This window comes from Streptomyces niveus (assembly GCF_001723055.1).
Lineage (GTDB): Bacteria > Actinomycetota > Actinomycetes > Streptomycetales > Streptomycetaceae > Streptomyces > Streptomyces niveus.
The window spans coordinates 1-20625 of sequence record NZ_MDCR01000346.1 but is presented as its reverse complement, the minus strand read 5'-3'; the positions used below and the strand labels follow the sequence as shown (position 1 = coordinate 20625).

Annotated in this window: 18 protein-coding genes; 3 read left to right on the top strand and 15 right to left on the bottom strand. The window is 71.9% G+C overall.

Going from position 1 to position 20625, the window contains the following annotated elements; all coding sequences use genetic code 11:
* Positions 1-8 precede the first annotated feature (8 nt).
* The 11 genes from BHU15_RS31965 to BHU15_RS31915 all read right to left on the bottom strand — a co-directional run bounded on the left by BHU15_RS31965 (position 9) and on the right by BHU15_RS31915 (position 12953).
* Positions 9-473, bottom strand: a complete 465-nt coding sequence (locus BHU15_RS31965) for a universal stress protein (RefSeq protein ID WP_368483229.1) — start codon at positions 471-473, stop codon at positions 9-11.
* Positions 470-1717 (bottom strand): SLC13 family permease, encoded by a 1248-nt coding sequence (locus BHU15_RS31960; protein ID WP_069630321.1) that lies wholly within the window; start codon positions 1715-1717, stop codon positions 470-472. Before BHU15_RS31960 ends, BHU15_RS31965 begins: the two co-directional genes overlap by 4 nt.
* 419 nt (positions 1718-2136) lie before the next feature.
* A complete protein-coding gene (gene gatB / locus BHU15_RS31955; RefSeq protein ID WP_069630320.1) occupies positions 2137-3654 on the bottom strand; it encodes an Asp-tRNA(Asn)/Glu-tRNA(Gln) amidotransferase subunit GatB in 1518 nt (505 codons plus the stop codon).
* A 25-nt stretch (positions 3655-3679) separates the two neighbouring features.
* Positions 3680-3922 (bottom strand): hypothetical protein, encoded by a 243-nt coding sequence (locus BHU15_RS31950; RefSeq protein ID WP_031229410.1) that lies wholly within the window; start codon positions 3920-3922, stop codon positions 3680-3682.
* A complete protein-coding gene (gene gatA, locus BHU15_RS31945; RefSeq protein WP_069630319.1) occupies positions 3919-5424 on the bottom strand; it encodes an Asp-tRNA(Asn)/Glu-tRNA(Gln) amidotransferase subunit GatA in 1506 nt (501 codons plus the stop codon). Before gatA ends, BHU15_RS31950 begins: the two co-directional genes overlap by 4 nt.
* Positions 5425-5429: 5 nt before the next feature.
* Positions 5430-5726 (bottom strand): Asp-tRNA(Asn)/Glu-tRNA(Gln) amidotransferase subunit GatC, encoded by a 297-nt coding sequence (gatC, locus tag BHU15_RS31940; RefSeq protein ID WP_023538474.1) that lies wholly within the window; start codon positions 5724-5726, stop codon positions 5430-5432.
* Positions 5727-5900: 174 nt separating this feature from the next.
* Positions 5901-8027 carry a putative bifunctional diguanylate cyclase/phosphodiesterase gene (locus tag BHU15_RS31935; RefSeq protein WP_069630318.1) on the bottom strand — a complete coding sequence of 709 codons (2127 nt, stop codon included), beginning with the start codon at positions 8025-8027 and terminating at the stop codon, positions 5901-5903.
* 234 nt (positions 8028-8261) lie between these two features.
* Positions 8262-10547 (bottom strand): NAD-dependent DNA ligase LigA, encoded by a 2286-nt coding sequence (gene ligA, locus BHU15_RS31930; protein ID WP_255293258.1) that lies wholly within the window; start codon positions 10545-10547, stop codon positions 8262-8264.
* A 69-nt stretch (positions 10548-10616) separates the two neighbouring features.
* Positions 10617-11630: a methionine synthase gene (locus BHU15_RS31925; RefSeq protein ID WP_031229413.1), complete on the bottom strand. Its 1014-nt coding sequence runs from the start codon at positions 11628-11630 to the stop codon at positions 10617-10619.
* An 8-nt stretch (positions 11631-11638) separates the two neighbouring features.
* The gene (locus BHU15_RS31920; protein WP_069630317.1) at positions 11639-12328 is read right to left on the bottom strand and encodes an SDR family oxidoreductase; all 690 of its coding nucleotides are present in this window, start codon (positions 12326-12328) and stop codon (positions 11639-11641) included.
* Positions 12329-12413: 85 nt separating this feature from the next.
* The gene (locus tag BHU15_RS31915) at positions 12414-12953 is read right to left on the bottom strand and encodes an LOG family protein (protein ID WP_069630316.1); all 540 of its coding nucleotides are present in this window, start codon (positions 12951-12953) and stop codon (positions 12414-12416) included.
* A 100-nt stretch (positions 12954-13053) separates the two neighbouring features.
* Between BHU15_RS31915 and BHU15_RS31910 the strand changes: the two genes are divergently transcribed.
* Both BHU15_RS31910 and BHU15_RS31905 read left to right on the top strand, forming a co-directional pair.
* Positions 13054-13383 (top strand): DUF427 domain-containing protein, encoded by a 330-nt coding sequence (locus BHU15_RS31910; protein ID WP_069630315.1) that lies wholly within the window; start codon positions 13054-13056, stop codon positions 13381-13383.
* A 123-nt stretch (positions 13384-13506) separates the two neighbouring features.
* Entirely contained in the window at positions 13507-14292 is a 786-nt protein-coding gene (locus tag BHU15_RS31905; protein ID WP_069630332.1) for an alpha/beta fold hydrolase, read from the top strand.
* A 111-nt stretch (positions 14293-14403) separates the two neighbouring features.
* On the opposite strand, the gene BHU15_RS31900 is transcribed toward BHU15_RS31905, so the two are convergent.
* From BHU15_RS31900 to mnmA, 3 genes are all read right to left on the bottom strand, one after another.
* Positions 14404-15396, bottom strand: coding sequence for an acetamidase/formamidase family protein (locus BHU15_RS31900; RefSeq protein ID WP_218028089.1), 993 nt, complete (start codon positions 15394-15396; stop codon positions 14404-14406).
* 66 nt (positions 15397-15462) lie between these two features.
* Positions 15463-18006: a beta-galactosidase gene (locus BHU15_RS31895; RefSeq protein ID WP_069630314.1), complete on the bottom strand. Its 2544-nt coding sequence runs from the start codon at positions 18004-18006 to the stop codon at positions 15463-15465.
* A 167-nt stretch (positions 18007-18173) separates the two neighbouring features.
* Positions 18174-19304 carry a tRNA 2-thiouridine(34) synthase MnmA gene (mnmA, locus tag BHU15_RS31890; protein ID WP_069630313.1) on the bottom strand — a complete coding sequence of 377 codons (1131 nt, stop codon included), beginning with the start codon at positions 19302-19304 and terminating at the stop codon, positions 18174-18176.
* A gap of 60 nt (positions 19305-19364) precedes the next feature.
* Here mnmA and BHU15_RS31885 point away from each other — a divergent pair, with 60 nt between their 5' ends.
* Complete coding sequence (locus BHU15_RS31885; RefSeq protein WP_079128511.1) at positions 19365-20189, top strand: N-acetylmuramoyl-L-alanine amidase; 825 nt, start codon at positions 19365-19367, stop codon at positions 20187-20189.
* A gap of 33 nt (positions 20190-20222) precedes the next feature.
* Here BHU15_RS31885 and BHU15_RS31880 read toward each other — a convergent pair.
* Positions 20223-20625, bottom strand: a 403-nt coding sequence (locus BHU15_RS31880) for an aminotransferase class V-fold PLP-dependent enzyme (protein ID WP_141726921.1), incomplete at its 5' end; no start/stop codon positions are given.

The window sequence follows — 20625 nt, the reverse complement described above, 5'->3', positions numbered from 1 at the left end:
TCCCCGGCTCAGGTCCGGTGCGGCCACACCAGCAGGACGGGGCACGGCGCGTGGTCGACCACGAAGCGGGACTCCGGGCCGAGGCTGTGCGGTCCCGGCCGCTCGGGGTCGCCGTCGCGCGCGCAGATCAACAGGTCGGCGTCGGCAGCCGCGCGGATGACCTCCTCCTGAGGACGGCCGTGCCGGTCGAGCAGTTCGCAGGGCCGGCCGAGCCGGTGCGCCGCCTTCTCCAGGAGGTCGGCGCCCGCGACGCCGGACAGCGCCTCCAGCCTGCTGCCGGGGTCGCGTTCGGGTCCGTGGCCACGGCCGAGGAGTCCCGCGTAGGCGCGGTGCGCCTCGGCGGCGATCCGGTCGTCGCCGACGTGCAGCAGGACGACGTGGTCGTCGGGGGCTCTTTCGCGGGCCGCGTCGACGCAGGCGGGCCAGGTGGACGGGCTGATCCAGACGAGGGCGGTTGTCTTCACGTCACTCACAACTGGAGCGTGCCCCACAGGGCAACGGTCGAAGCGATCAGCGTCGCGGGCACGGTGAGCAGACCGAGCCGGGTGAACTGCCCCAACGAGGGCGCGGAGTCGTGTTCGTGCAGGACACGGCGCCACAGGAGGGTGGCGAGCGAACCGACGTACGTGAGGTTGGGGCCCAGATTCACCCCGATGAGCGCGGCGAGCACGGGGCCGGGGCCCGCGGGCGCGACGACGGGCAGCAGGGCGAGGATCGCGGGCAGGTTGTTGATCAGATTGGCCAGGAGGGCGGCGACGGCGGCGATCGCGAGCAGGGTGGTGAGGGATTCGCCGCCGGGCAGGATCCGGCTGATCCCGGTGTCGAGGCCGTTGTCGACGACGGCCTTGACGACGATGCCCAGCGCGAGGACGAAGAGGCAGAAGAGCGGGGAGGCGGCGCGCCAGAGCGCGGGGAGCGTGGTGCGTCGGCGCCGCAGCGCGCGGGCGGCGAGGACGGCCGTACCGGCGAAGGCGGCCCACAGAGGTTCGATGCCGATGAGGGAGGTGACGGCGAAGGCGAGGAGTGTCAGGCCGAGGACGACGAGCGTGAACGTCGGTACGGTGCGCTGCTCGGCCTCCTTGGGAGGGTGCGCCCCGACGGCGAGGTCGGCCGCGAAGAAGCGGCGCAGGACGACGTACTCGACGGCGATCGCGGCCAGCCACGGAAGCGCCATGAGTACCGCGAACCGGGTGAAGGTCAGTCCGCTGGCGGTGAACGCGAGGAGGTTGGTGAGGTTGGAGACGGGGAGCAGGAGCGACGCGGAGTTCGCGAGGTGGGTGCAGGCGTAGACGTGCGGGCGGGGGTGGGCGCCGACGCGGCTCGCGGTCACGAAGACGACGGGGGTCAGCAGGACGACGGTGGCGTCGAGGCTGAGCACGGCGGTGGTGACGGCGGCGACGCCGAACACGCCGCCGAGCAGCCGGACCGGCCGCCCGCCGCAGAAACGGGCGACGAGATCGCCCGCCGCGTCGAACAGGCCGTCGTCGTCGCAGAGTTGCGCGAGCACGAGAATCGCGGCGAGGAATCCGACGACGGGCAGGAGCGTGTGCGTCTGCTCCCACGCGTCGGCGGGCGACACGGCGCCGAGTACGACGACGAGACCGGCGGCCGGAATCGCGGCGACGGCTTCGGGCAGACCTCTCGGCCGGGCGACGGCGAAGGCGAGTACGCCGAGGAGCAGGCCGACGGACACGATCTCGGCGGCGAGGCTGTTCACGGGGCGGCGCCTGAGTGCTGGTGGGCGGACGAATCGATCACGCGCCGCACGCGGCACCCGCCCAACCTACGACCCCGGCCCGGCTCTCCCCGGCAACGCCCCCCGAGTCGCCGGTGCCGGGGCCGGGAGTTGGCCGGAATGCGCACCGGTTCGCGGGCCGCGGAGGGCTGGGCCGACACGGTGACCCGGTGGGCGCAGGCCGAGGGGCGCCGAAGGAACCGGCCGGCACCGCCGCGGCCCTCGTTGATCACGCTCGTGCCGTGGGCAGCCACCCGGTACGCCCCGGCCGGGCCGCCCTACGCAACAGCCCGGCCGGGGAGACGCCGGTACGGCACCCGGGCGTCCGGGCGCCGTCAGGCGGGCGGGGCTTCGCGGGTGCGCCCGCGAAGCCCCGCCGCTCGAAGCCCCGCCGCTCAGCCTCAGCCCTGCGCGCCCAGGCGTTCCAGGATCAGGTCCCGGACGCGTGCCGCGTCCGCCTGGCCGCGGGTGGCCTTCATGACCGCGCCCACCAGCGCGCCCGCCGCCGCGACCTTGCCCGCGCGGATCTTGTCCGCGATCGCCGGGTTCGCGGCGATCGCCTCGTCCACCGCCGTACCCAGCGCGCCCTCGTCGGAGACGACCTTCAGGCCGCGCTTCTCGACGACGGTGTCCGGGTCGCCCTCGCCCGCGAGGACGCCCTCCAGGACCTGGCGGGCCAGCTTGTCGTTCAGGTCGCCCGCCGTGACCAGTTCCGCCACCCTGGCGACCTGCGCCGGGGTGATCGGGAGCGCCGCGAGGTCGGTGGACGTCTCGTTCGCGCTGCGCGCCAGCTCGCCCATCCACCACTTGCGTGCCTGGTCCGCCGGGGCGCCCGCCTCGATGGTGGCGGTGATCAGGTCGACGGCGCCCGCGTTGAGCATCGACTGCATGTCGTGCTCCGAGACGCCCCACTCCTCGCGCAGCCGCTTGCGGCGCAGCCGGGGCAGCTCGGGCAGCCCGCCCCGCAGCTCCTCAACCCACGCGCGCGCGGGCGCGATCGGGACGAGGTCCGGCTCGGGGAAGTACCGGTAGTCCTCCGCCTCCTCCTTCACGCGGCCGGACGTCGTGGAGCCGTCCTCCTCGTGGAAGTGGCGGGTCTCCTGGATGATCGTGCCGCCGCTGTTGAGCACCGCGGCGTGCCGCTGGATCTCGTAGCGCGCCGCCCGCTCCACGCTGCGCAGGGAGTTGACGTTCTTCGTCTCGGAGCGGGTGCCGAACTTGGTCCGGCCGTGCGGGCGCAGCGACAGGTTGACGTCGCAGCGCATCTGCCCCTGTTCCATGCGGGCCTCGGAGACGTCCAGCGCCTTGATCAGCTCGCGCAGCTCAGCGACGTACGCCTTCGCGACCTCCGGCGCACGCGCCCCGGCGCCCTCGATCGGCTTGGTGACGATCTCGATGAGGGGGATGCCGGCGCGGTTGTAGTCCAGCAGGGAGTGGGACGCGCCCTGGATACGGCCGGTGGCGCCGCCGACGTGCAGCGACTTGCCGGTGTCCTCCTCCATGTGGGCGCGCTCGATCTCCACCCGGAAGATCTCGCCGTCGTCCAGCTGGACGTCCAGATAGCCGTTGAAGGCGATCGGCTCGTCGTACTGCGAGGTCTGGAAGTTCTTCGGCATGTCCGGGTAGAAGTAGTTCTTCCGGGCGAACCGGCACCACTCGGCGATCTCGCAGTTCAGCGCGAGACCGATCTTGACGGCGGACTCGACGCCGATCGCGTTGACGACGGGGAGCGCCCCCGGCATGCCGAGACAGGTGGGGCAGGTCTGCGAGTTGGGGTCGGCGCCCAGCTCGGTGGAGCAGCCGCAGAACATCTTCGTTCTGGTGCCGAGCTCGACATGGACCTCCAGGCCCATGACGGGGTCGTACGTCGCGAGAGCGTCCTCGTACGGGACGAGCGACACGTGTTCAGTGACGGTCACGGTGAAACTTTCCCTCTCTGCGGGCTCAGCCCAGCAGGACGTCGTCGTCGCCCAGCCGCTTCAGCTCGCGGTAGAGCAGAGCGATGCCGGTGACGATGGCGGCGGCGGAGACGGCGGCGTCGATCAGCCGCAGCGTGTCGTTGTCCTGGCGGGCCATCCTGGCCTGCTTGACGACGCTGACCGCCCCGAAAGCGGTCGTGCCGATCGACAGGTACATGCCGGACTTCGACTTCTTGAAACTCTTGGCCTTCTTGGTCATTGCGCTCATAGCGACGGTGCCTCCTCCAACAGCGGGTGTCCCCAGCGTTCCACGAACGCCGCCTCGACCGCGGCGCCTACCCGGTAGAGACGGTCGTCCTTCATCGCCGGGGCGATGATCTGCAGTCCGACCGGCAGTCCGTCCTCCGGCGCCAGTCCGCAGGGCAGCGACATGGCGGCGTTTCCGGCCAGGTTGGTCGGGATGGTGCACAGATCGGAAAGGTACATCGCCATCGGGTCGTCGGCGCGTTCACCGATCGGGAAGGCGGTGGTGGGCGTGGTCGGCGAGACGATCACGTCGACCTGCTCGAAGGCCTTCTCGAAGTCCCGCACGATGAGGGTGCGGACCTTCTGGGCCGAGCCGTAGTACGCGTCGTAGTAGCCGGAGCTGAGCGCGTACGTACCGAGCATGACGCGCCGCTTGACCTCGTCGCCGAAGCCCGCCTCACGGGTGAGGGCGGTGACGTCCTCGGCCGAACGGCTGCCGTCGTCGCCGACCCGCAGGCCGTAGCGCATGGCGTCGAAGCGGGCGAGGTTGGACGAACACTCGGAGGGCGCGATCAGGTAGTACGCGGAGAGGCCGAGGTCGAAGGACGGGCAGTCCAGCTCGACCACTTCCGCGCCGAGCTCCTTGAGGAGGTCGACGGACTCGGCGAAGCGCTGCATGACGCCGGCCTGGTAGTGCTCGCCGGAGAACTGCCGGACGACGCCGACGCGCATACCGGCGACGGTGCCGTTGCGGGCCGCCTCGACCACCGGCGGGACGGGGGCGTCGATGGACGTCGAGTCGAGCGGGTCGTGTCCGGCGATGACCTCGTGGAGAAGGGCCGCGTCCAGGACCGTACGGGCGCACGGGCCGCCCTGGTCGAGCGAGGACGAGAAGGCGACCATGCCGTAGCGGGAGACGCCGCCGTAGGTGGGCTTGACGCCGACCGTGCCGGTGACGGACGCGGGCTGGCGGATCGAGCCGCCGGTGTCCGTGCCGATGGCGAGCGGTGCCTCGTACGCGGCGAGGGAGGCCGACGAGCCGCCGCCGGAGCCGCCGGGGATACGGGTGAGGTCCCAGGGGTTGCCCGTGGGGCCGTACGCGCTGTTCTCGGTCGAGGACCCCATGGCGAACTCGTCCATGTTGGTCTTGCCGAGGATGACGACGCCGGCGTCCTTGAGGCGCCGGGTGACCGTCGCGTCGTACGGCGGGATCCAGCCTTCGAGGATCTTGGAGCCGACCGTGGTGGGGATGCCCTCGGTGGTGAAGATGTCCTTCAGCGCGAGGGGGACGCCGGCGAGCGGGCCGAGCTTCTCGCCGCGCTCCCGCCGCTCGTCCACGGCGCGGGCCTGCGCGAGGGCGCCGTCCCGGTCGACGTGCAGGAAGGCGTGCACCTTCTCGTCCACGGCGTCGATACGGGCCAGGTGGGCCTCGGTGACCTGGACGGCCGTCAGCTCGCCGGAGGCGACCTTCTCGGCGATCTCGGCGGCGGTGAGCCGGATGATGTCGGTCTTGATGTCCGTCATGGCTGTTAGTCCTCCCCCAGGATCTGCGGCACCTTGAAACGCTGCTGTTCCTGGGCCGGGGCGCCGGAGAGCGCCTGCTCGGGGGTGAGCGACGGGCGTACCTCGTCCGCGCGCATGACGTTGGTCAGCGGCAGCGGGTGGGAGGTCGGCGGTACGTCTTGGTCGGCGACCTCGGCCACGCGGGCGACCGCGCCGATGATGTCGTCGAGCTGACCGGCGAAGTGATCGAGCTCTTCGCTCTTCAACTCCAGACGCGCCAGCCGTGCGAGGTGGGCGACCTCCTCGCGCGTGATGCCAGGCATGCAGCGATCCTCTGGTGAGTGTCGGGATTTTGACCCAATCCTATGGGGCGCGGCACCGTGCCCACGCAACGGTTTCCCGCGGCCCGCTTCCCGTCCCTGTCGCGTACGGGCGCGGCTCACCTCACCGGCTGCGGCACCGGCTCCGGCACCGACCGCCGTACGCCTGCCGAACGCCTACTGGACGACGCGGCTGGAGGGGCCCGACGCGTCGGTGCGCGGCGGCTCCAGGGCCGGTGCGGGCGGCGGGCGGTGCCAGCCGGTCTCACCGCGGGCGAGCAGCCAGGACGTCGCCTCGTGCGGGGGCATCGCGGCGGCCACGAGCCAGCCCTGGACGGCGTCGCAGCCCAGGTCGCGCAGGCGCTCCCAGGTCTCGTCGTCCTCGACGCCCTCGGCGACGACCACCAGGCCCAGCGAGTGCGCCAGGTCGATCGTGCAGCGGACGATCTCCGCGTCCTCGTTGTCGATGGCGAGGCGGGCCACGAACGAACGGTCGATCTTGAGTTCGCTGACCGGCAGGCGGCGCAGATGGACCAGCGACGAGTAGCCCGTGCCGAAGTCGTCGAGGGACATCTTCACGCCGTGCCCGGTCAGGCCGGCGAGGGTGTCGGCGGCCCGCTGCGGGTCTTCCAGCAGGACGTGCTCGGTTATCTCGAGCTGGAGCGCGCCGGCCGGTACGCCGTGCCGGGCGAGCCGGGCGGCGACCGCGCCGGCGAAGCCGGGGGTGTGGACGTCGCGCGGCGAGACGTTGACGGCCACCGGGACGAACAGGCCCTGGGCGCGCCAGCGGGCGACCTGGCCGAGCGCCGATTCCAGGACGTACTCGGTGAGATACGGCATCAGGCCGGAGGACTCGGCGATCGCGATGAACTCGTCCGGGGGCACTCTCCCCCGGTCCGGATGCACCCACCGTACGAGCGCCTCCAGGCCGACGACCTGGCCGTCGAAGCGGACCTTGGGCTGGTAGTGCAGCTCCACGTCGCCCGCGTCGAGCGCGCGCCGCAGATCGCCCAACAGGCCGAGCCGGTCGGGGGTGTTGGAGTCGCGCTTCGACTCGTACACCTCCACGCCCGTACGGTCCCGCTTGGCCTGGTACATCGCGACGTCGGCCCGCTGGAGCAGCCCTTCCGCGTCCACCGCGTGCTCGGGGTAGACGGCGACCCCCGCGCTCGCCTCCAGCACGAGCGTCAGTCCGTCGAGGTCGAGCGGCGAGGACAGTTCGGCCGCGAGATGGCGGGCGACGCGCTGCGCGCTGGTGATGGAGTCGACCAGCGGCAGCAGTACGGCGAACTCGTCGCCGCCGAGCCGTGCGGCCTCCGCCCCGCGCGGCAGGGCCAGCTTGAGCCGCTCCGCTATCTGCAACAGCAGTCTGTCGCCCGCGAGATGACCGAGTGTGTCGTTGACGGAGCGGAACCGGTCGAGGTCGATCAGGACGAGCGCGGAGCGGGCGCCGAGGTTCTTGGCCTCCTCCAGCGCCGTCCAGGTCCGCTCAAGGAGCCACTGACGGTTGGGCAGCCCGGTCAGCGGGTCGCGCAGTTGCTCCTCGGCCCGTGCGCGCGCGATCCACAGGGTGGAGTCGAGAGCGATCAGCGGGACGGCGAACAACGGCAGCACCACCGGCCGGGACACGGCGACCACACAGATCAACGGGGTGATGCCGAGCAGCGCGACGGCCAGCAGGCACTGCCGCAGCAGGGCCGTGCGGGCGACGGTGGGCAGGCCGCCGCCCTGCGGGGTCAGCGAGTACCACAGGAGCAGCCGGGTCACCAGCAGATAGGCCCCGGCCGCCAGCACGATCTCGGGGACGGTGCCGATCCCCCAGTGGAGGGGCTGCCAGGGCTTCGCGACCGTCGGTACGTCGCCGAAGGCGAGCAGGACCAGCGCCGCCGCCCCTATGCCGAGGATGTCCACGGCGCCGTGGAGCGCGCCCTGGCGCCAGCGATGTCTGCGGGCGACGCCGACGAGCACGACGACGGCGAGGCTGACCAGTCCGGCGGCCACCCAGCCGTACAGCAGCAGCACCGCGAGGGTGAGAGCGGCGCCGGAGCCCGTGCCGCCCCACCAGCGGTCGCGGCCGAGCGCGACGAGATGGCCCACGATGATGCCGGTGAGCACGGCGAGCGACCAGCCCGTGGTGCCGTCCGGGAAGAGCGCCAGGCCGTCGCGTACTTCCCGGACGATGCCCAGTGCCAGCACGAAGGCGGCGACTCCCACCACGACGAGGGGCACGCGGGCCGACAGGCCTCCCAGCCCCGCGAATGCGCGCGGGCGTGAGACCGGGGCGGCGCTCTCGGTCGGTTTCATTCCCGTCCCTCTCACAGCCGGCAGTGCCGTTACCACGCGATGGCACGTTGTCATGCCACCACGACTGATTTCCCACACGCAGCCGTGCACGACAGGCGTACCCCTCAACAGTAGGCCGCGAACGGCGTCGGCGGGCAGCGCTCTACCGCTGTTGCCCGAATGCAACCCGCCCTTCCTTATCCATCTGGTATGCGCCGAACGGGTGACCTACGAGGGCTTGTTGTGCCCGTTCGGTCACTCGGTGCCGCTTCCGGCAGACGCTTCGTCAGGCGATTCCGGGGCATCCCCGGCCGGTTTCCTGGCCGGTTCTTTCGCCCCCTCATCGGCGGCCTCGGCCGCCTCAGGCGCCTGTACGGCGGCTTCCCGCGCCGCGTCGGGGCCTTCCGCGAGCAGGACGGCGAACCCCGCCTCGTCCAGCACCGGCACCTTCAGCTGCATCGCCTTGTCGAACTTGGAGCCGGGGTTGTCACCGACGACCACGAAGGCGGTCTTCTTCGACACAGCCCCGGTCACCTTCGCTCCGAGCGTCTGGAGCGCCTCTTTCGCGCCATCCCTGGTGTGGTGTTCGAGCGTGCCCGTGACGACGACGGTGAGGCCCGCCAGCGGGCGCGGTCCCTGGTCCTCGTCGGCGCCCTCGTCCTCCATCCGGACCCCGGCCGCCCGCCACTTGCGCAGGATCTCGCGGTGCCAGTCCACCTCGAACCACTGCTTGAGCGAGGCCGCGATGACCGGGCCGACCCCCTCGGTGCCCGCCAACTCCTCCTCCGTGGCCTGCTCGATACGGTCGATGGACCGGAACTCGCGGGCCAGCGCGACCGAGGCGACCGGCCCGACGTGGCGGATGGAGAGCCCGGCGATGATCCGGGCCAGCGGGCGTTCCTTGGCCGCCGCGATGTGCTCCAGCATCGCCAGCGCGTTCTTCTTCGGCTCGCCCTCCTGGTTGGCGAAGACGGTGGCGATCTTCTCCTCGCCGGTCTCCGGGTCCCGCTTGGGCAGGCCGCTGTCCATGTCGAGCACATACGCCTTGATGGGGAGCAGTTGCTCCACGGTGAGGCCGAAGAGGTCGCCCTCGTCGAGCAGCGGGGGCGTAGCGGGCTCCAGCGGCTTCGTCAGCGCGGCGGCGGCCACATAGCCGAAGTTCTCGATGTCCAGGCACTTGCGGCCACCGAGGTAGAACAGCCGCTCGCGCAACTGGGCAGGGCAGGAACGGGCGTTGGGGCAGCGGAGGTCGATGTCGCCCTCCTTCATGGCCCGCAGCCCCGTGCCGCACTCGGGGCAGACGGCCGGCATCGCGAACTCGCGCTCGCTGCCGTCCCGCAGGTCGGCGACCGGGCCGAGGATCTCCGGGATGACGTCGCCCGCCTTGCGCAGCACGACCGTGTCACCGATCAGGACACCCTTGGCCTTGACCACTTCCTGGTTGTGGAGGGTGGCGAACTCGACCTCGGAGCCGGCGACGAAGACCGGCTCGACCACCGCGTACGGAGTGACCCGGCCGGTGCGTCCGACGCCGACGCGGATGTCGACCAGCTTGGTGTTGACCTCCTCCGGCGCGTACTTCCAGGCGATCGCCCAGCGCGGGGCACGGGAGGTCGAACCAAGCCTTCCCTGGAGGGCGATCTCGTCCAGCTTCACCACGACGCCGTCGATCTCGTGCCGCACCGAGTGCCGGTTCTCACCGAAGTGGGTGATGAACTCCCTTACTCCGGCCAGGTCTTCGACGACCTTGTTGTGCTGGGCCGTCGGCAGGCCCCACTCCTCCAGCAGTTCGTACGCGTGCGAGAGGCGGTCGATGTCGAAGCCCGACCGCGCGCCGATGCCGTGCACCACCATGTGCAGCGGGCGGGACGCGGTGACCTTGGGGTCCTTCTGGCGCAGCGAACCCGCCGCCGCGTTGCGCGGGTTGGCGAACGGCTTGTCACCCGCGTCGACCAGCCGCGCGTTGAGCTCCTGGAAGCCCTCCATGGGAAAGAAGACCTCGCCGCGGATCTCGACCAGCTCAGGGACCCGGTCGCCCTTCAGCCGGTGCGGGATCTCCGCGATCGTACGGACGTTGGGCGTGATGTCCTCGCCCGTGCGGCCGTCCCCGCGGGTCGCGGCGCGCGTCAGTCTGCCCTGCTCGTAGGTGAGATTGACGGCGAGCCCGTCCACCTTCAGCTCGCACAGGAAGTGGAAGCCCGGGGCGCCCACGTCCCTGGCGACGCGCTCCGACCAGGCGGCCAGCTCCTCGTCGTCGAACGCGTTGTCCAGCGAGAGCATGCGCTCGCGGTGCTCGACCGCGGTGAACTCCGTCTCGTACGCCCCGGCGACCTTCTGGGTCGGCGAGTCGGGCGTACGCAGCTCCCCGTACTGCTCCTCCAGCACCTCCAGGGCGCGCAGCAGCTTGTCGAACTCGCCGTCGCTGACGACCGGCTGGTCCTTCACGTAATACCGGAACCGGTGCTCCTCGACCTGCTCGGCGAGGTGCGCGTGCCGCTCCCGCGCCTCCGCGGGCACTGCCGTCTGCTGTTCGCCAGTCACCGTTTCGTCCTCCCGTTTCACCGCGTCTTCGCGAGCACCGCGATCGGCGCGGCCCATGTCCCGCCGATGTCACTCAGGGTTGTCCGCGAGGGATCGCGCCGCCCTGACACAGTGCGCCGTCGCGGCACGGGCGTACGCGGGTGAGGCACCCGCCAGCCCGCACGCCGGAGTGATCACCACGGACTCCGCGAGAGTCCCCGGATCCAGCCCCAGCCTGCGCCACAGCGTTCTGATACCCATGACGCTACCTCCCGGGTCCGACAATGCCGTGTCCGTGCCCGGCACGACCCCGGCGAAGAGTTTCACCCCGCCCTCCACCGCCTCACCGATCGCGTCGTCGTCACGCTCGGTGAGCAGCGAGAAGTCGAACGACACCGCCGCCGCCTCCGCGCGGCGCAGGAGCGCGAACGGCACGTCCGGGGCGCAGGAGTGGACCAGGGCGGGCCCGTCGTTCGCCCGCATCACCTGGCGCAGCGCGTCCTCCACGACCTGCCGGTCCACCGCCCGGTGGGTGCGGTATCCGCTGGCCGTCCTGATCTGCCCGCGCAGTACGGCGGTGAGGGACGGCTCGTCGAGCTGGAGCACCGGCGTGGCTCCGGGCACCCTGCGCCGTACGTCCGCGAGATGCGCCGTCAGTCCCTCGACCAGGGATCCGGCCAGGTCCCGGCAGGCACCGGGGTCGCTGAGCGCCGATTCGCCGTTGCGCAGTTCCAGGGCCGCCGCGAGCGTCCACGGGCCGGTGACCTGGACCTTGAGCGGCCCCTCGTAGCCTTGCGTGAACTCTTCGAGCGCGTCCAGGTCCTCGCCCAGCCAGGACCGGGCCCGCCGGGTGTCACGGCCGGGGCGGTCGCCGATCCGCCAACCGCTGGGCTCCACACGGGCGAAGACCTCGACGAGCATCCCGGCGGTGCGCCCGATCATGTCGGCGCCGGGGCCGCGCGCGGGCAGTTCGGGGAGGTGCGGGAAGTCCTCGAAGGTGCCGGTGACGCCCTTGGCCGTCTCGCGCGCGTCGCCGCCCGGCATGGAGCCGACGCCGGTGGCGGCGCCCCACCGGATCGCGGCGGCGCCGTCGGTCCCGCTCATCGTCTCCGTCATCGTCCCGGCCGCACCGTCAGGTCGTTGATCTCCGCGTCGCGCGGCAGGTCCAGGGCGGTGAGGATCGTCGTGGCGACCGACTCCGGGTCCATCCAGTGCGACGCGTCGTACTCCTTGCCCTCCTGCCCGTGCACCTTGACCTGCATCGGCGTGGCCGTGCGGCCCGGATAGACCGAGGCGACGCGCACACCGTTCGGCCGCTCCTCATGACGGAGGGAGTCGGCGAGCGCCTTCAGGCCGTGCTTGGAGGCGGCGTACGCGCCCCACTCGGCGTGGGCGGCGAGTCCGGCGCCGGAGTTGACGAAGATCACCTGGCCCTGCGAGGCGCGCAGTTGGGGCAGGAAGAGCCGGGTCAGCTCCGCGGGCGCGACGAGATTCACGTTCAGCTGGCTCGTCCACGCCTTGGGCGTCAGCTCGCCGACGGGGCCGAGGTCGACGATGCCCGCGATGTGCAGGAGCGAGTCCAGCCGGTCGGGGAGCGTCTGGTGGGACAGCGCCCAGGAGAGCCGGTCGGGGGTCGCGAGGTCGCCGACGAGCGTACGGGCGCCAGGGTAGGTCTCGGCGAGTTCCTTGCCACGGCCGGCGTCGCGGGCGAAGAGCAGCAGGTCGTCGCCGCGCGCGTGCAGCCGGCGCGCGACAGCGGCGCCGATGCCGGAGCCCGCGCCGGTGATCAGATGGGTAGCCATGGGGTCATGTTCGCATCACCCCATGGCACGGCTGTACGGTCCCGGTGCCCCGGTGGCACCGGGGCGGCGCCGGGCAGCGGCGAGGTCAGCGCACCCCGGCGGACTCCTCCAGATAGGCGAGGGCGCCCACCGGGTCCTCCGCGAAGAAGACCAGGTCGGTCAGGGGCAGCGGCAGGAAGCCCTCCCTGTCCATGCGGCCGAACTGCTCCTTGAGGCCGTCGTAGAAGCCCGCGGTGTTGAGCAGCACCACGGGCTTGTCGTGCATGCCGTGCTTCTTCAGTTCGAGGATCTCGGTCGCCTCGTCCAGCGTGCCCGTACCACCGACCATGATCACGACGGCCTCGGACCTGGCGAGGAGCAGCGCCTTGCGCTCCGCGAGGTCCTTGGCGACGACCATCTCGTCGGCCCGTGCCCGCGCCGTGGCACCCAGGAAGCCCACGGAGATCCCCACGAGGCGCCCGCCCGCCTCCTCCACCCCGTCGGCCACGACCTTCATCAGGCCGACGTCCGAGCCGCCCCAGACGAGCGTGTGGCCGCCCTTGCCGAGGAGTTCGGCGAACTCACGGGCGGGGCGGGTGTAGCGCTCGTCGAGCTCGGCGGCGGAGAGGAAGACGCAGATATTCATGGCCCCACGGTATCCGGGTGACCTCTTCGGGAAGAGGGCGTGGCCCGCCGTTGCTGACGGTAGGAGAGCGTGACCGAGTTCACCGAAGGAGCGGATCGTCATGGCCAAGGGGCACACCATCACCGTCGAGCAGGGCGACACGCACGTACGGGTCGTCCGTGACGGACAGGTCGTCGCGGAGAGCCGCCGGCCGTTGCTGCTGCGCGAGACCGGGCTGCCCGTCCGTTACTACCTGCCGCCGCAGGACGTACGTACAGAGCTGCTCAGTCCGTCGGACACCACGACGCACTGCCCGTTCAAGGGCGACGCCTCCTACTGGTCGCTGCCCGACGCACCCGATCTGGTCTGGGCGTATCCCGAGCCGAAGGACGAAGTCGCCGAGATCAAGGACCACTTCTGCTTCTACGAGACAGAGGTCGTCACCGGCTGAGCGGCTCCGTACGGAGGGGCCGCGCGAGGTCACTCACGCGGGTACGGAAAAGAATCTTCGGCGAATTCCGCCCGGCGCCGATGAGTTCCGGTGAGAGCGCCGGTCCAAAGGCGTATGGACCAAGTGGGCAGGGCGAAGTCGGATGACGGCACCCTCATCGCGTACCGGCGGACAGGTGGCGACGGGCCTCCGGTGATCATGGTGGGAGGGGCGTTCAGCACGGCGGCGGCGCAGGCACCGCTGGCGGCGCTCCTCGCACCGCGCTTCAGCGTGATCACCTACGACCGGCGGGGGCGCGGCGGCAGCGGCGACACGGCGCCGTACGCGGTGGAACGGGAGGTGGAGGACATCGCCGCCCTCCTTACGACGGTGGGCGGCAGCGCCTCCCTCTGTGGTATGTCCTCGGGCGCCGCCCTGGCGCTGGAGGCGGCTGCCACGGGGCTGCCGATCACCCAACTCGCCGTCTACGAGCCTCCGTACGACGCCGGTCCGGCCGAGGTCACGGACAACGCCGCCTACACGGCGCGGCTGGACGAGCTGCTGTCGGAGGGACGGCGGGACGAGGCGGTGGAGCTGTTCCTGTCGGTCGTGGGGGTGCCGGCCGACGTGGTGGCGGGGATGCGCCGGTCGGCGATGTGGCGGGGCATGACGGCGCTGGCGCACACCCTGGCGTACGACAACGCCGTGGTGGGCCCGGGACCGGTGCCCACGGAACGGCTCGCGCGCATCACGGCGCGGGTCATGGTCGTGGACGGGGGAGCGAGTCCGCCGCCGGTGCGGGGGGCGGCGCGCGCGGTGGCCGAGGCGCTGCCGCGCGGGCGGCACCGCACGCTGACGGGGCAGGTGCACGAGGTGGCGCCGCATGTGCTGGCGCCGGTCCTCGAAGAGTATTTCGCCGCGGCGGCGTGAGGACGGTGAAACCGGTGACGTCACATCAGGAGCAGGGGCCGGGGCCGGCCCCGCCGTCGGCCGGCGGCATGCTCGCCGCCCACGCCCGGTGCAGACACGGGCGCGTGGGGTTCAGCGGATCGCGTCGTGCGGCAGCAGGGCGTGCACGCCCCACGCCTGGTTCGCCACCTGGGTCACGCGTAGATCGACCGTGGTACTGGCCAGAGCCAGCGCCGTCGCCCGCTTCACTCCGTACAGAGACGTCAGCCACGTCAGCATCGCGTCGAGAGCCTGCGCCGACGCCTCGTTGAGGTCCGCGTCGAAGCCGAAGGTGATCCGGCCCGCCGGGGTCACGGCGTGCGGCGTCGGGAGCGGCGGGGACGGCTGGAGGCCGACGGTGAGGCGCGTCGTCATGCCGCACTCGATCGCCGTCCCGGAGACCTCGCCGTCGCCCTGCGCGGCGTGGCCGTCACCGACGCTGAGCAGCGCGTCCGGGACGGTGACGGGCAGGAACAGGGTGGATCCGGCGACCAGTTCGCGGCAGTCGATGTTGCCGCCGCCGAGGGTGCGGGGCGGCGTGGTGGAGTGCTCGCCCGGCTCGTCGGGGGGTGTGCCGATGACGCCCAGGAACGGCGCGAGGGAGACCGTGTGGCCGTACTGGTCGGTCCCGGTGCCCCGGTCCGCGTCGAGGTCCCACGACAGCCACTCGGAGTCCTCGCCGGTCAGACCGAGACGGCGGGTGAGCGGGGTGTCGGACGTCGCCGCCGCGGTGAAGCCCCACGCGTCGGGGCGCAGGGACTCCAGCGTCACGGCGAGCGCCATCCCGGGCTGGGCGCCGCGTACGGCGATCGGCCCCGCCAGGCAGTGGCCACGCCGTTCGCCGAACATGCGCGGTACGTCCTCGTCCGCCGTACGGCGCCGCTTGAGGTGGCCCGAACAGTCGAGCGTGTGGACGGTGAGAGTGTCCCCGGGTTCGAGGCCGAGCACCGGGGGCAGCTCGCGCGAGAAGACGTTGCTGACCGTGCCGGGCACGGAGTCCAGGAAGTGCTCGGCCACGGTCGGGTTTCCTTCGGTCGGGGCGGGGGTGCCGGGACGGGCCGCCGCCTGCGTGAGGGGGCCGGTCACAGCCTCCCACGACAGGCGTCGGCGCGGTCCGGGGCCGGTGGCCGGGCACGTAAGCCGTGCGCGGCGTCAGGCGCGGCGTACGGTGAACTCGGCCCGGCGTACGCGCAGCACGGTCCGGCCGCCCTCGGTGGAGACACGGGCGCCCTCGCAGCGCGCCGCGCCCTCCACCGCGACCACCGACTCCGCGTCGGACCCGCCGAGCGCGCGGAACGTCGCCAGGCCGTCGCCGCCGCCGGTGAGTTCCGCCGTGGCGTACGCGACGCGCAGGCCGCCGACGTCCAGCCCGAGCGGCAGGATCGCCGCCGTACGACCGGGCAGACGCAGCTTCTCGCCGCCGAACAGGGGCTTGCCGTTCTCCGTGACCGTGAAGTCCTGGTCGTAGCCGGAGGAGACGTTGAAGGCGTGCAGCAGCCGTCCGCGCTCACCGTCCGCCGTCGTCAGCAGGAAGACCCCCGGATCGGTCGCGCTGTGCCGGATGGCGGGGGCGGCGTCCAGGGCGCGGAAGGCGCGTCCCCAGAAGGTGAGGTCGCACTGGTAGTCGGTGGTGATCACGACGGCCCGGCCCCGTCCGAGCGGGATGTCGAAGCCGCAGCCCTTGCCCGTGGACAGCTCGCGCAGCACCGTCCTGCCGCGGGAGGGCTCGCACAACTGGGTGCGTGACAGCCGTACTTCGGGCAGCGGCGCCGCCCAGTCGTGGGCGGTCACCGACAGCCAGAAGCGGTTCGCGTCGGTGAGCGTCTTCCCGGCCTTGAGGCCCAGCGCGTCCGCGAGGACGGTGCAGGGCTTGTCGGCCATGTCCTTGACCGGCAGCCGCCCGGACAGCAGCAGCTTGCCGCCCGCCTCGACGTAGCGGACCAGGCGCCGCTGGAGTCCGGCGCCCAGGTGCTCGCCCGTGGCCAGCGCGAACACGGGTACGTCCGCCGGGTCCAGGTCGCCCGCCTGGAGGTTCACGCCCCGGTAGCGGAAGCCGCCGAGCAGCATCGCGCGGGCCAGGGAGCCGCGCGGTCCTGCGCCGCGTGTGTTCACCGCTTCGTCCAGCACCTTCTGTACGGATGCCAGCTCCGGCGGGTGGTACTCGGTCAGATAGTGATCGGGTACGAAGCCGAGCGCCACGTCGTCGTACGTCGTGCGCATCGGCGCGAGGACGTCGGCGAGCGAGTCCATGGCGCGCACCGTACGCCGCGTCGGCTCGTAGCTGACTCCCGGCCGGCCCTCAGGGTCGACGGGTGCGGCGAAGCCGTGCCGCTCGCCGGTGATGCCGATCCGGTCGTTACCGTCGCCGGCCGGCTTGTCGAGCTTGGGATTGAACCCGCCCGCGAACAGGTAGTAGTTGACCATTTTGGCGCCCTGCGCGACGCACAGGCGGGTCTTGAGATCGACGCCGGACGGACTCGTCTGACTGTCCATGTTCTGCCCGTAGTCGGCGTGCCCGGCGTCGAACTCCAGCGCCGTGACAGGCTGGTCCTTGTCGTTGACCGCCTCCATGAAGGCGTTGATGAGATACAGGTCGGTGACATTGCGCAGGGTCAGGTCGCCGAGGTAGAAGTCCGCGCCGGAGATCGTCCCCCCGACACCTCCGTAGGTCTCCATCAGCTGGCTGATTCCGATGGGGAACGGCTCGGCACGGCTGTCGGAGGTGCCGTGGATGTTGATCACGAACGGGACGCCGGTGACCCCGTACTCCTCGGCGGCCGTGCGCAGTTCGGTGACGTACCGCGCGAAGCGGCCCCGCATGAAGCGGCCCAGATCGTGCATCAGGGCCGCGCCGTAGGCGTCCTCCGGGTTGCGGATCCCCTTGCGCCGCCCGGCCAGGTCCTCGCCCGCGAAGGGGTAGCGCGCGCCGAGCCCGTCCCCGTACTCCTTACGGAGCCAGCCGTCGAAGTCGGCGGTCAGGTGGTCGGTGAGGTCGGGTGAGTTGCTGACCCAGGCCAGCATCCCGATCTCGTTGTCGAGCTGGACCGCGACGACGGGGCCGCCGTTGCCGTGCAGCCGCTTCGCGAGGACCGGCATGACCGCCGCGTACCAGTGGCGCGTCTCCTTGAGGAAGGCGGGCGCGAGGTAGTCGACGGTGGGCGTGGTGGCGGGAGCGTCGTGCCAGCCGGTGGAGACGATCTCGGGGTGGTCCTCGCGCACCCGCTCGGGGACGCCCTCGCCCTTCAGCTCGGCCATGGTGAAGGGGCCGGGGCGGGCGATGAAGAGGAAGCCGTTGCGGTGGCAGAGGTCGATGAAGGCGCCGAGGTCGCGCTCGGGGCGGGTGCGGCCGGTGACGTCGATGGTGCCGTCGGGCAGTTCGTGCCACATCCAGGGGATGTACGTGGCGATGGCGTTGAGCCCGGCGGCCTTGGCCTTGTCGAGCCGGGACTGCCAGTCGGCCTTCTTCAGCCGGAAGTAGTGGATCTCTCCGGCGAGTACGAGCACGGGCTTGCCGTCGACGAGGATCTGCTTGTTCCGGTACGAGACGGTGCCGGCCGGGCCGGGCGCGGCGGGGGCCGCCGGGGCGAACGGGGCGGCCTGGGCGGCCCCGTTGGACAGGCCGGCGGTGGCGAGCGTACCGAGGGCGGCGCCGCCGAGGACGGTGCGGCGGCGTGGGGCGGGGGCGGCAGGCGTCATGGCGTCGTACTCCTGGGGGGAGAGCAGAACAGGTGGGGGCTCAACGGCACGAGCGGCAGCATGTATGCGCTGCCTGTATGCGCATACATGCACCCTGGAGCAGCCCCGCGCGGGCCACAAGACCGCGCTCTGTCACGCTTGCGTAACGGGACCGCCGGTGAATCCGGTCAGCCGGCCAGGGCCCCCGCGCGCCGTACCGTCGTCGCGATCGTGGCCGAGCCGACCACGCGCGTGCCGTCGTACAGCACGATCGCCTGGCCCGGGGCCACGCCCCGTACGGCCTCCGCGAAGCTCACGTGCAGGGTGCCGTCGATCAGCTCGGCGGTGACCGCCGTCTCGTCTCCGTGGGCCCGCAGCTGCGCCGTGTAGGCGCCCGGGCCGACCGGGGCCGTACCGCCGCACCAGCGGGGCCTGATGGCCGTCAGGGCGGTGACGTCGAGGGCGGCGACGGGGCCGACCGTGACGGTGTTGTCGACGGGCGAGATGTCCAGCACGTAGCGCGGCTTGCCGTCCGGCGCCGGGTGGCCGATCCGCAGGCCCTTGCGCTGGCCGATGGTGAAGCCGTGCGCGCCGTCGTGGGTGCCGACCTTGGCCCCCGACTCGTCGACGATGTCGCCCTCGGCCGACCCGAGACGGGCGGCGAGGAAGCCCTGGGTGTCGCCGTCGGCGATGAAGCAGATGTCGTGGCTGTCGGGCTTCTTCGCGACGGCCAGGTCGCGGCGCTCGGCCTCCGCGCGGATCTCGTCCTTCGTGGTGAGGGTGTCGCCGAGCGGGAACATGGCGTGCGCGAGCTGGCGCTCGTCGAGCACTCCGAGGACGTACGACTGGTCCTTGGCCATGTCGCTCGCGCGGTGCAGCTCGCGGGTCCCGTCGGGGCCGGTGACGACCGTCGCGTAGTGGCCGGTGCAGACGGCGTCGAAGCCCAGCGCGATCGCCTTGTCGAGCAGCGCCGCGAACTTGATCTTCTCGTTGCAGCGCAGACACGGGTTCGGGGTGCGGCCGGCCTCGTACTCGGCGATGAAGTCCTCGACGACATCCTCACGGAAGCGCTCGGCGAGGTCCCATACGTAGAAGGGGATGCCGATGACATCGGCGGCCCGCCGGGCGTCGCGCGAGTCCTCGATGGTGCAGCAGCCCCGCGCGCCCGTACGGAAGGACTGCGGGTTCGCGGAGAGCGCGAGGTGGACGCCGGTGACGTCGTGACCGGCTTCGGCGGCGCGGGCGGCGGCGACGGCGGAGTCCACGCCGCCGGACATCGCGGCGAGTACACGGAGGGGGCGCTGGGGTGTCTGAGTCATAGCCACACCAGCGTAAGGGTGCCGGGGAACCAGAATCGCGCGAGTATCCGTTGACAGTCCATGGGCAAGAGGAGGCTGGACGTCACGAACGGTGGCGCCGGCGGCGACGCGAGCGGTGGCACGAGTGATGGCATCCCAGGTACGGGCGGTTCGAGCGGTGCGGACGAAGGCGGTGCGGAGCGAGGCGGGACCCCGGCGGGCCAGGGGTCGACGATCAGACGGCGCGCCTTTCTGATCGGCGGCGCCGCCGCGGTGGTGGGCGGCGGGACGCTCGCGGTCCTGGCAGGTCAGGACCAGGCGACACGGCTCTGGTACCAGGTGCCCGGGGTGGAGAAGCCGCGCAGACCGGGTGAGCTGGATCACCCGGGCGCCGAGTGGGTGGCGGCGTCGTCGGCGAACTGGCGGCGGGCGGACCGGCCCGACGACTTCGCCGTGGACCGGGTGATCATCCATGTCGTGCAGGGCAGTTACCGGACGGCGCTGAAGGTCTTCAAGGACCCGGCGCACCAGGCGGCCACGCACTACGTGGTGCGCAAGGACGGGCATGTCGCGCAGATGATCCGCGAGCTGGACGTGGCGTACCAGGCGGGGAACCGCTCGTACAACGAACGCGGCGTCGGCATCGAGCACGAGGGGTTCGTGGACCGGCCGGAGGACTTCACGGACGACATGTACGAGTCGTCGGCGCGGCTGACGGCGGGGATCTGCCGACGGTACGCGATACCCGTCGACCGGACCCACATCATCGGGCACGTGGAGGTGCCGGGGACGGACCACACGGACCCGGGGCCGCACTGGGACTGGGACCGGTACATGAAGCTGGTGCGGGCGGCGCGGGAGGAGCTGGAGACGCGGTCGCCGAGTCCCAGCCCGACGGGCGCCTGAGGGCGGGACCCGCGGCGGGACCGTGGTGAGGTCCTAGCTGAGACCGGCGGTCCGGGCGCGCTGGACCGCCGGGCCGATCGCCGCGGCGAGCGCCTTGACGTCGGCCTCCGTAGAGGTGTGGCCGAGGGTGAACCGGAGCGTGCCGCGCGCGAGTTCGGGGTCGGTGCCGGTCGCCAGCAGTACGTGACTGGGCTGCGCGACCCCCGCCGTACAGGCCGACCCGGTGGAGCACTCGATCCCCTGCGCGTCCAGCAGCAGGAGCAGGGAGTCGCCCTCGCAGCCGGGGAAGCTGAAGTGGGCGTTGGCGGCGAGGCGGTCGACGGGGTCGCCGCCGAGGACGGCGTCCGGCACGGCCTTCCGTACGGAGGCGATCAACTCGTCGCGCAGGGCGCCGATGTCGCGGGTGAACTCGTCGCGCCGTTCGGCGGCGAGCCGG

Excerpts from the sequence above, each read along its gene's own strand:
- BHU15_RS31950 (WP_031229410.1), bottom strand. The coding sequence starts at position 3,922 with ATGAGCGCAATGACCAAGAAGGCCAAGAGTTTCAAGAAGTCGAAGTCC.
- gatA (WP_069630319.1), bottom strand. The coding sequence starts at position 5,424 with ATGACGGACATCAAGACCGACATCATCCGGCTCACCGCCGCCGAGATC.
- gatC (WP_023538474.1), bottom strand. The coding sequence starts at position 5,726 with ATGCCTGGCATCACGCGCGAGGAGGTCGCCCACCTCGCACGGCTGGCG.
- BHU15_RS31935 (WP_069630318.1), bottom strand. The coding sequence starts at position 8,027 with ATGAAACCGACCGAGAGCGCCGCCCCGGTCTCACGCCCGCGCGCATTC.
- BHU15_RS31925 (WP_031229413.1), bottom strand. The coding sequence starts at position 11,630 with ATGAGCGGGACCGACGGCGCCGCCGCGATCCGGTGGGGCGCCGCCACC.
- BHU15_RS31920 (WP_069630317.1), bottom strand. The coding sequence starts at position 12,328 with ATGGCTACCCATCTGATCACCGGCGCGGGCTCCGGCATCGGCGCCGCT.
- BHU15_RS31915 (WP_069630316.1), bottom strand. The coding sequence starts at position 12,953 with ATGAATATCTGCGTCTTCCTCTCCGCCGCCGAGCTCGACGAGCGCTAC.
- BHU15_RS31910 (WP_069630315.1), top strand. The coding sequence starts at position 13,054 with ATGGCCAAGGGGCACACCATCACCGTCGAGCAGGGCGACACGCACGTA.
- BHU15_RS31895 (WP_069630314.1), bottom strand. The coding sequence starts at position 18,006 with ATGACGCCTGCCGCCCCCGCCCCACGCCGCCGCACCGTCCTCGGCGGC.
- mnmA (WP_069630313.1), bottom strand. The coding sequence starts at position 19,304 with ATGACTCAGACACCCCAGCGCCCCCTCCGTGTACTCGCCGCGATGTCC.
- BHU15_RS31885 (WP_079128511.1), top strand. The coding sequence starts at position 19,365 with ATGGGCAAGAGGAGGCTGGACGTCACGAACGGTGGCGCCGGCGGCGAC.